The organism is Ferrovum sp. PN-J185 (assembly GCF_001581925.1).
Classification (GTDB): Bacteria; Pseudomonadota; Gammaproteobacteria; order Burkholderiales; family Ferrovaceae; genus PN-J185.
The window spans coordinates 132,854-143,025 of the sequence record NZ_LQZA01000002.1; the positions used below are offsets into that span (position 1 = coordinate 132,854).

Genomic DNA, 10,172 nt, shown 5'->3' on the forward strand with positions numbered 1-10,172 from the left:
AATTTTCTCTCAAGGAACAGGGTCATATCCGCCGGGGTGCCATGGATGGCATCGGCAAACACGTTTAATTGATAAAAAACCGCCCTTGATCATACCATGACGTTCAAGCGCCTCATAGGCGAATTGTGAACAACTGGGTTCAAATCGGCATGATCTTCCCAAAAAAGGACTAATAGTCCATTGGTAAAAGCGGATTAAATACTGGATAAGTCGCGACATGATTGAATAGCTTTTACTAAGTATTCAAACTCTAAAGCCACATCGTTATAAGTAAAAGAAGTAAAGGGAGTTTGGTGCATTAACACCACATCTAATCCCATCAGATCTGACGCATGTTTTCTAAACAGCTGTCGAGTAACACGCTTCATATAATTTCTAGAAACAGCTTTAGGACATATTTTTTTAGCAACTGTTTGTCCAAAACGACCATAGTCAAGTCCGTTAGGTAAAGCAAACAAACGAAATAGTTTACCTCTTTTGCCACAACGACGAGCAAGAACAGCATTGAAATCACAGCCGACGAAAGATTTTTCGTTGGCCATGATAGTCAATTCATCCGTTAAACAGCTAAACGGGAACGTCCACGTGAACGACGTGCATTTATAACAGCACGACCACCACGTGTTTTCATGCGAACACGAAAACCGTGTGTACGTTTGCGTTTGGTAACCGAAGGTTGGTATGTACGCTTCATGATAAAACTCACAAAACTAATTAGAGAACCCGCGATTAAACCGTAAATTTAGGTTTTAGTCAAGATAAATATATCCACAAGGTAAAAATATATCGGTGGATAACTTTAATTGAAAGGAGTAAACTACTCGTTTAGAATTAAGTTAATTCTCCTAAAAATATAATAAATAACCAATATAATCAATAATATAATGTCTTTCTGGGAACAAGTAAAAAATCAATTTCGCCAAGAAATTCCTGAGCAACAATTTGCAACATGGATTGAACCCTTGCGTGTAGAAGAAACCAATGAACAATTAATAATTGTTGCTAATAATCGTTTCGTACTGCAATGGATTAAAGATAGATTTTTGGTAAAAATTGAAGAGTTGGCTAAAAAAGAAGGATTTAATGAGGTTGTGCTTATCACTCAACGTCTTGAACCCAAACCTATTATTAAAACCAACACGGATAATAATGATGCTGCGGTAAAAGAACCGATTAGCACACCCTACCCAAGCAAATTAAATCCGCAATTTACATTTGATAACTTTATTGCTGGTAAAGCTAACCAATTAGCACGTGCAGCTGCCATTCAAGTAGCAGAAAACCCAGGACAGGCTTATAACCCTTTATTTATCTATGGTGGTGTTGGATTAGGTAAAACACACTTAATTCAAGCAATAGGTAATGAAGTACTGCTGAGAAATCCGCAAGCGCGTGTTAAATATGTGCATGCGGAAAAATATGTTTCAGATGTAGTGAGAACCTATCAACATAAATCGTTTGATGCATTTAAAAAAGAATATCATTCACTGGATGTATTAATGGTAGATGATATTCAATTTTTTGGTGGCAAAACCAGAACTCAAGAAGAATTCTTTTTTGCTTTTAATGCCCTGGTAGAGTCTCATAAACAAGTTATTATTGCTTGCGATAGTTTCCCTAGAGAAATTGTTGGTATGGAAGAGCGGTTAATTTCACGCTTTGGTTGGGGGTTAACTGTAGCAGTTGAAGCGCCTGAATTAGAAATGCGTGTCGCAATTCTAATTAATAAAGCAAAACAACAACATATTGAGCTTAATGAAGATGTGGCTTTTTTTATAGCCAAACATATCCGCTCTCATGTTAGAGAATTAGAAGGTGCTTTAAAGCGTGTACAGGCTTATTCCGGCTTTAAAAATGAACCCATTACATTACAATCAGCCAAAGAAGCATTAAAAGACCTACTGGCACTCAAACATAGGCAAATATCAGTAGAAAACATTCAAAAAACAGTAGCCGATTATTACAAAATTAAAGTTGCTGACATGTTTTCTAAAAAAAGAACACGTTCTCTAGCAAGACCAAGACAAATGGCGATGGCTTTAGCTAAGGATATTACTTCACTTAGCTTACCTGATATTGGCGAAGCTTTCGGAGGAAGAGATCATACAACAGTGCTTCATGCGTGTAGAAAAATGCAGGAATTATGTACAAGTGACCAAACTATTCAACGTGATTATCAAGCATTACAGCAAATTTTGAGTAGTTAATAACTCTAGGGATAAGTACGGTATAAAAAGTGAATAGAATGTGAATAAAATGATATTTTTTGGTTTTTTTTAACTTATCCACAAAATATCATCATGAAATAATTAAGTTATCCCAAAGATTTTAAATAACGTAAAATAATGTTTTAAAAGTATTTTTATAGGTTATCCACTAAAAGTTACATCTCCTATTAATTACTAACTAAGGTATATTAATGATTATTATTAGAAGTCAACGTGACAGAATATTAGAACCTCTACAATCTGTAATTGGTATTGTTGAGAGACGACATACCCTCCCCATTTTGTCTAATGTATTAATTGAGACAGAAGGGACCAATTTATACATGACCGCAACCGATTTAGAAGTTCAAGTTAAAACTAAATCGACCTTAACAGAGCAAGTAATAGAAAAATCCTCTTTAACGTTATCAGCTAGAAAACTCTACGATATTTTAAAAAGCTTTCCAGTTGAATCAGTAATTACCTTTGAGGCAAAAGACAATCGATTAACAGTTCGTTCTGGTAAAGGACGTTTTAGCTTACAAACTTTACCTGGTGGTGACTTTCCACAAGTTAGCGTTGTTAATGAGCCAGGTAAAGTCATTACCTTATCGCAAAAGTTATTAAAAGGATTGTTGGAAAAAGTTCAATTTGCTATGGCTATGCAAGATGTACGTTATTATTTAAACGGTACATTAATTTCTGTAAACGAAAATCAATTAACAGTTGTAGCAACAGATGGCCACCGGTTAAGTTATGCCACAGAAAAAATTTCTGAACACCATGACAAAATTGAATTGATTCTTCCTAGAAAAACGGTTTCTGAGTTAATAAAACTGTTATCAGTAACAGATGATTTGGTAAAAATGACCTTAAGAGAAAATCAGGTTGTTTTTGAATTTGCTGATATAGAACTGGTTTCCAAAGTGATTGATGGTAAATTCCCTGATTACACACGTGTAATACCAGTTAATTATGCAAAACACATTTCTCTCGATAGAGTTGATTTACTGCAATCTCTTCAAAGAGCATCTATTTTATCTAACGAAAAAATACGTGGCGTTAGATTATTACTTTCAAAAAATTGTTTAGCCATTGTATGTACAAATAATGAACAGGAAGAAGCGCAAGAAGAAATCGATATTGATTATCAACAAGAGGCATTAGATATCGGTTTTAACATCTCTTATTTGTTAGATGTGTTGAATCATTTAACCCATGATAAAGTGACTTGTTCGTTTGGAGATGCAAATAGCAGCATGTTAATTACTGACCCAAGTCAAGGTGACCAATTTAAGTATGTGGTCATGCCAATGAGAATCTAAGTCAAAATTTATTAAGGTCTATAAGAGTGGAATCAGATAAAAAAATCCCTGAAACATATACATCAGAGAATATTAAGGTATTGAAAGGTCTTGAAGCAGTAAGAAAAAGACCTGGCATGTATATTGGCGATACCAATGATGGAACGGGCTTACATCACATGGTATTTGAGGTAGTGGATAATGCCATTGATGAGGCGCTAGCAGGTTACTGTAATGAAATAAATGTAGCCATCCACTTGGATAATTCCATTAGCGTTTCTGACAATGGGCGCGGAATCCCAACAGATATTCATCCTGAAGAAGGTCGTTCTGCCGCTGAGGTAATTATGACGGTTCTTCATGCGGGTGGTAAGTTTGATGGAAACAGCTATAAAATTTCCGGTGGTCTTCATGGTGTGGGGGTATCTGTTGTTAACGCCCTGTCTACTTGGTTAAAACTTACTATTAGACGTGATGGAAAAGTCCATCAAATGATGTTCAAAGATGGTGACGCTGTGGCACCACTTGATGTTATTGGTGAGACAAAAGATCGGGGAACAGAGGTTCATTTCATGCCAAGCGTAGAAACGTTTGGTTTAATTGAATTTCATTACGATATTTTAGCGAAAAGATTAAGAGAACTGTCCTTTTTAAATAATGGCGTTAGTATTGTATTAACAGATCACCGTACAGGAACTACAGAAAACTTTTCTTTCTCTGGTGGCGTGAAAGGATTTGTTGATTATTTAAATAGAAATAAAACGGTATTACACCCTTCCATCTTTCATGCTCAAGGAGAAAAAGAAGGGATTGGTGTAGAAGTGGCTATGCAATGGAATGATTCTTATCAAGAATCTGTTTTATGTTTTACCAATAATATCCCTCAACGAGATGGGGGCACGCATCTGACTGCTCTAAGAGCAGCAATGACCCGTACATTAAATCAATATATTGAAGATAATGAACTTGCTAAAAAGGCAAAAATAGAAACCACAGGCGATGACATGCGTGAAGGATTAATGTGTGTTCTCTCTGTAAAAGTGCCTGATCCTAAATTTTCTTCACAAACTAAAGAAAAACTAGTTTCTTCTGAAGTAAGGCCGGTTGTTGAAGAGGTGGTTGCTCAAAAACTATCAGAATACCTTCTCGAAAATCCCAATGAAGCAAAAATTATTGTAAGTAAAATAATTGATGCAGCACGTGCCCGTGAAGCAGCCAGAAAAGCGCGAGAGATGACACGCAGAAAAGGGGCGCTAGATGGATTGGGTTTACCAGGAAAACTGGCAGATTGTCAGGAGAAAGATCCGGCATTATGTGAACTCTACTTGGTAGAGGGAGACTCCGCAGGAGGATCTGCAAAACAAGGACGTGATCGAAAATTTCAAGCGATTTTACCTTTAAAAGGAAAAATCTTGAATGTTGAACGTGCACGTTTTGATAAGTTGATTTCTTCGCAAGAGATTGTGACTCTTATTACTGCGATGGGTACAGGAATTGGTAAGGATGAATATAATCCTGAAAAACTTCGCTATCATCGCATTATTATCATGACTGACGCGGATGTGGATGGATCACATATTCGTACTTTATTATTGACTTTCTTTTATCGTCAGATGCCCGAGTTGGTTGAACGCGGACATGTTTATATTGCTCAACCTCCTTTATATAAGGTTAAACACGGTAAATCAGAACAATATTTAAAAGATGAGTTAGAGTTAAACCAATATTTACTCACTCAAGCACTTGAATCTGCTTCAATTAATCATCCTCAGGGAAGTTTAACCGCTAGTGCTCTTGAGGAAGTGGCTAGAGAGTATTTATTGGCTCAAGCAATTATTACTCGTTTAGGAAGGGTAATTGACACTGAGGTTTTAGAAACCTTAATGGTTAACCCAGTTGTAGATTTTAGTACTGAAGACAGTACAAAAAACGCCGCTCAATTGTTATCCAAAACTTTACTCACAAAAGGGGTTGAGGTAACAGTTAATTATGACGACCGTCATAATAAATGGCGTTTAATGATGACTCGTTTGTCACATGGTAACTACCATATTAGTTATTTAGAACAAGATTTCCTAAATAGTGGAGATTACGCTCAACTAAGAAAAACAGGTGATTTTTTAATTGGCATGAATAATCAAGAGTCAACGGTTATTCGTGGAGAAAAATCAGCTAAAGTGTATTCCTTTAAAGAAGCGCTTGATTGGCTCTTAGCTGATGTAAGACGTAATTTATCAATTCAACGCTACAAAGGTCTCGGTGAGATGAATCCCGAGCAATTATGGGAAACCACCATGAACCCGCAGGTGAGAAGACTATTTAGGGTACAAATTGAAGATGCGATACGCGCAGATGAAGTGTTCACAACCTTAATGGGGGATGAAGTTGAACCGCGTCGTCAATTTATTGAATCCAATGCCTTGGGCGTGACCAATCTTGACATCTAATGGATCAAACAATGGGGAGACTATTTTTTCTATAGTTATCCCCACTTGGAATAACCTGTCATTATTACAATCCTGTATCACTGCCATTCAACAGAACACTACCATTCCTTATGAAATAGTTATTCATGTCAATGAAGGAAGTGATGGGACAGTTGACTGGTTAAAACACCAATCCTTTAAGTTTACCTATTCAGAGACGAATATTGGTATTTGTCGAGCTTTGAATATAGCCGTTCAACAAGCAAATGCTCCTTATATTGTTTATCTAAACGACGACATGGTGGTATGCCCTAACTGGGATAGCGCGCTATTTAATGTTATTAAACAACTTAATACCAACGCATTCATGTTATCAGGAACGATGATTGAACCACGTGAAACTAGAAATCCCTGTGTAATTGTGAGCAATTGTGGCTTATCTCCTGAAACCTTAGATCAAAAGAAACTCATTGAAACCTCTCTTCAATATTATAAAAAAGACTGGTACGGTGCCACTTGGCCGCCCTGCGTAGTACATAGACAGTGGTGGGACAAGGTTGGCGGTTACAGTGAAGAATTTTCTCCTGGAATGAGTAGTGACAATGATTTTTCTATGAAAATGTGGCAAGCGGGATGTCGTATATTTCTTGGTGTGGGACAAAGTAGAGTTTACCATTTCATGTCTAAATCCACTGGCAAAGTGGTAAGAAACGATGGTAGAAAGCAATTTCTAAAAAAATGGGGAATTACACAAACCACTTTTGATCGTCATTATTTACGACGTGGTCAGCCCGCAGAAGGTATAGTTCTGCGGGAACCTGATAGAAGCTTACTTTATTACTACGATATATTAAGAAGTAAATTAAAACTATTGGTGGGTTAATCTCACTCTTTAGCTTTTATTTTTTTAGTACTGGCTTTCTTAGTACTGGCTTTCTTTGTGGTTGTTTTTTTTGTAGTCGTTTTCTTGGCTGTCGTTGCCTTAGTTGTTTTTTTTGTAGTTTTTTTCTTAGCAGAACTAGGTTTAAGTGCTTTTTCCGCTAACAGTACTATAGCTTCTTCTAGTGTTACAGATTCAGGGTCTGTTCCTGAAGGTAATGTAGCATTCACCTTACCGTGTTTAACATACGGACCATAGCGGCCGCTATACACACCAATGGGCTCATTGTCATCTGGATGATTACCCAAGCTTTTGAGTGCGCCACGACCCTGAGATTTGGGTTGGGCAAGAATTTCTAGGGCACGCTCGAGAGAGATGGAAAAAATATCATCCCCTCTGGGTATTGATCTAAAGCCACCGTCATATTGAATGTAGGGACCGAAACGACCGATATTAACAGTTACCTTCTTATTTGATTCAGGGTGTAAACCCAGTTCACGAGGTAAATCAATTAACTGAATACCTTGTTCAATAGAAAACTGTTCTAACGAAATGGTTTTTGGTATTGAAACACGTTTTGGTTTTTTATTCTCTTCAGAACTTTCACCTAACTGAACATAGGGTCCGTATGGCCCGTTCATTAAATAAATAGATTGTTTTTTAACCGGGTGTTCACCTAATAATACTGGCTCAGATAAATTAACACCATTATCTACGTTGCGCGTGTAGTTACATTCCGGATAAGCGCTACAGCCAACGAATTTACCTCTTTTACCAAGACGCACAACAAGAGGTGCCCCACATTGCGGACATTGTTCATCTAACGCTTCTTGCGTTACTTCAGCGCGAGAAACTTGGCTTTTATCTTCAATTTGTTTAGAGAAATCACGCCAAAACTCATCCATGACAGGAAGCCACTCAAGCTTTCCTTCAGAAATCAAATCCAATTGATCTTCAAGTTTTGCGGTAAAGTCGTAATCCACGTAGCGCGTGAAGTGTTCTGTTAAAAACTTATTCACTACCTCACCGACATCAGTGGGGGTAAAGCGTTTTTTATCTAGTAACACATAATCACGATTAATTAAGGTGCTAATAATACTGGCATAGGTGGAAGGTCTACCTATACCAAATTCTTCCAAAGCCTTAACTAAGCTTGCTTCTGTATAACGCGGTGGGGGTTGGGTGAAGTGTTGGTCACCCCAAATTCGATCAATAGCAACGATCTCACCTTCTTCTAACACAGGTAAACGAGCTTCATCATCGGCATTGTTTTGTGTTTCTTCATCTAAATCTTCGCGATAAACAGCAATAAACCCAGGGAAGACAAGTGTTTGCCCTGTGGCTCTAAATAGGGCTTTACCCTCATTAACAGAAATATCAACACTCACCGTATCAAATTGGGCTTGTGTCATTTGACTGGCAACGGTGCGTTTCCAAATCATTTCATATAGTCTAAATTGATCAGGTGTTAAATGTTCTCTAACATTAGCAGGTGTACGAGCAATCGAAGTAGGTCTAATTGCCTCATGGGCTTCCTGAGCGTTTTTTGATTTATTGGCATAAAAGTTGGGTTTTTCAGGAAGATACTCAGCGTTAAATTGCTCTTTAATATGACCACGAATATCGTTTAATGCCTCTTGAGAGAGATTCACAGAATCAGTTCTCATGTAGGAGATTAATCCAACAGCTCCACTACCAATATCGATACCTTCATAAAGTTGCTGTGCAACTTTCATGGTGCGGTCAGTAGTAAAACCTAATTTTCTTACAGCCTCTTGTTGTAATGTAGAGGTAGTAAATGGAGGCGCTGGATGTCTATTTTTTCTTTTCTTTTCAACGCGACTGACTTTGCCATTACTACTAGTTAGTTGATCAATAATCTCTTTGTGTTTAACTTCAGAATCTATATCAAGATTATTGATTTTTTTATCAGCAAACTGAATGAGTTTAGCGCTAAAACTTTGTCCATCTTTGTGACTGTCAAGATGAATACTCCAGTATTCTTTGCTGGTAAAAGCACGAATCTCGTTTTCACGCTCAACAATCAAACGTAAAGCAGGACTTTGTACACGCCCAGCTGACAAACCACGGCGAATTTTTTTCCATAATAAAGGCGATAGATTAAAACCAACAAGATAGTCCAATGCACGTCTTGCTTGTTGTGCATTGACTAGAGACTCTGATATTTCTCGAGGATTAGCTACCGCTTGTTTCACAGCGCCTTGGGTAATTTCATAAAATACTACGCGTTTTAAGGGCTTATTATTTAAGCCTTTTTTAGAGCGAATGATTTCCGCCAAATGCCAAGCAATGGCCTCTCCTTCCCGATCCGGGTCAGTGGCAAGCAAGACAGAATCAACGTTCTTTACAGCTTTAAGTATCTGATCAAGATGCTTTTCATTGCGCTCTACCAATTGATATTTCATGGCAAAGTGTTGATCAGGATCCACGGCACCTGTTTTCGGTATTAAATCACGCACGTGGCCGTAGGACGCCAAAATTTCAAAATCTGGGCCAAGATATTTTTTTAATGTTTTTGCTTTCGAGGGCGACTCGACAATTAATAATTGTGTACTCACGGATAAATTCTAATAATTAATGGAGTAAAAATTCATGTTCGTGAAGAAGTTCTTCCAATAGTAACGTCTCTGAAGATTGTCCTTGGCGCCATAAAATCATTAATGTAATTAATTTTACGCGTTCAACATCAATTTCATTGACATCTAGTGACATAAGACTACTGAGAACCCATTCTCGCTGAATCGCAGAGATAATACTGTTTTGTTCTAAAAATAACAAAAATCCCCACACTGAAGCAGAGATCTTTTCTTGTTCATGTGCGTGAAGACAACGAATAGTTTCATTAGGTTGACTATTACCAGATTGATTAGATAATTGATCTAAGTGATCAAACCAATCTAGAGCCAAGTTAACTTCTTTTTCATTAAAACCAGCGGCGAAAAGTCTGGTTTGAAGAGTGGTATTACTTGGGTAAATACCACTCGTAAAAAAATTCTCATATACAAAAATCAATATATCAACCATGTTATAACCGCCCTATCGTTAAAGTAAATAAAATGAAGCGGTAAACGCAACTAATTGATTTTATTAAAAAAATCAAAAAATAAATGGTTATTAAACAGCTTTACTGTTTTTATCCTATCATGAGGTAATAAATTTTTGCCTTAAAAAAACAACTATAAATCGTAAATAAATGAAAATAAAAGAATTATTCTATTAAAATCAATAGGTTGAATAGTTTGTTATAAAATGATTATTATTCTCCAAAATTTTATCATTAGTTACCCTTAAGGATTTGTTAAATTCTTATAAAAATCCATTATTTGTTTTTAAA

General features: G+C 36.8%; 9 protein-coding genes. 4 read left to right on the forward strand and 5 right to left on the reverse strand.

Going from position 1 to position 10,172, the window contains the following annotated elements; genetic code table 11:
• Nucleotides 1–9: 9 nt before the first annotated feature.
• From yidD to rpmH, 3 genes are read right to left on the reverse strand one after another with little or no spacing between them, the layout of a single operon-like run.
• Nucleotides 10–219, reverse strand: coding sequence for a membrane protein insertion efficiency factor YidD (gene yidD, locus FV185_RS09425; protein ID WP_082787045.1), 210 nt, complete (start codon nucleotides 217–219; stop codon nucleotides 10–12).
• A complete protein-coding gene (gene rnpA, locus FV185_RS05330; protein WP_067494637.1) occupies nucleotides 195–542 on the reverse strand; it encodes a ribonuclease P protein component in 348 nt (115 codons plus the stop codon). The genes yidD and rnpA overlap by 25 nt, the downstream gene beginning before the upstream one ends.
• Before the next feature lie 17 nt (nucleotides 543–559).
• Nucleotides 560–694, reverse strand: coding sequence for a 50S ribosomal protein L34 (gene rpmH / locus FV185_RS05335; RefSeq protein ID WP_067494640.1), 135 nt, complete (start codon nucleotides 692–694; stop codon nucleotides 560–562).
• Nucleotides 695–872: 178 nt separating this feature from the next.
• Between rpmH and dnaA the strand changes: the two genes are divergently transcribed.
• The 4 genes from dnaA to FV185_RS05355 all read left to right on the forward strand — a co-directional run bounded on the left by dnaA (nucleotide 873) and on the right by FV185_RS05355 (nucleotide 6,820).
• Nucleotides 873–2,207, forward strand: coding sequence for a chromosomal replication initiator protein DnaA (gene dnaA / locus FV185_RS05340; protein WP_442856306.1), 1,335 nt, complete (start codon nucleotides 873–875; stop codon nucleotides 2,205–2,207).
• A gap of 212 nt (nucleotides 2,208–2,419) precedes the next feature.
• On the forward strand, nucleotides 2,420–3,532 hold the full coding sequence (dnaN, locus tag FV185_RS05345) for a DNA polymerase III subunit beta (RefSeq protein WP_067494646.1): 1,113 nt from the start codon (nucleotides 2,420–2,422) through the stop codon (nucleotides 3,530–3,532).
• Nucleotides 3,533–3,558: 26 nt separating this feature from the next.
• Nucleotides 3,559–5,958, forward strand: a complete 2,400-nt coding sequence (gyrB, locus tag FV185_RS05350; RefSeq protein WP_269446645.1) for a DNA topoisomerase (ATP-hydrolyzing) subunit B — start codon at nucleotides 3,559–3,561, stop codon at nucleotides 5,956–5,958.
• Nucleotides 5,948–6,820 (forward strand): glycosyltransferase family 2 protein, encoded by an 873-nt coding sequence (locus FV185_RS05355; RefSeq protein ID WP_197457786.1) that lies wholly within the window; start codon nucleotides 5,948–5,950, stop codon nucleotides 6,818–6,820. The genes gyrB and FV185_RS05355 overlap by 11 nt, the downstream gene beginning before the upstream one ends.
• 2 nt (nucleotides 6,821–6,822) lie before the next feature.
• Here FV185_RS05355 and topA read toward each other — a convergent pair whose 3' ends face one another.
• The gene (gene topA, locus FV185_RS05360) at nucleotides 6,823–9,396 is read right to left on the reverse strand and encodes a type I DNA topoisomerase (RefSeq protein WP_067494652.1); all 2,574 of its coding nucleotides are present in this window, start codon (nucleotides 9,394–9,396) and stop codon (nucleotides 6,823–6,825) included.
• Between the two features lie 16 nt (nucleotides 9,397–9,412).
• A complete protein-coding gene (locus FV185_RS05365; protein ID WP_067494655.1) occupies nucleotides 9,413–9,862 on the reverse strand; it encodes a DUF494 family protein in 450 nt (149 codons plus the stop codon).
• Nucleotides 9,863–10,172 lie beyond the last annotated feature (310 nt).

Coding starts and splice junctions, on each gene's coding strand:
- yidD (WP_082787045.1), bottom strand. CDS start 219: ATGTCGCGACTTATCCAGTATTTAATCCGCTTTTACCAATGGACTATT.
- rnpA (WP_067494637.1), bottom strand. CDS start 542: ATGGCCAACGAAAAATCTTTCGTCGGCTGTGATTTCAATGCTGTTCTT.
- rpmH (WP_067494640.1), bottom strand. CDS start 694: ATGAAGCGTACATACCAACCTTCGGTTACCAAACGCAAACGTACACAC.
- dnaN (WP_067494646.1), top strand. CDS start 2,420: ATGATTATTATTAGAAGTCAACGTGACAGAATATTAGAACCTCTACAA.
- FV185_RS05365 (WP_067494655.1), bottom strand. CDS start 9,862: ATGGTTGATATATTGATTTTTGTATATGAGAATTTTTTTACGAGTGGT.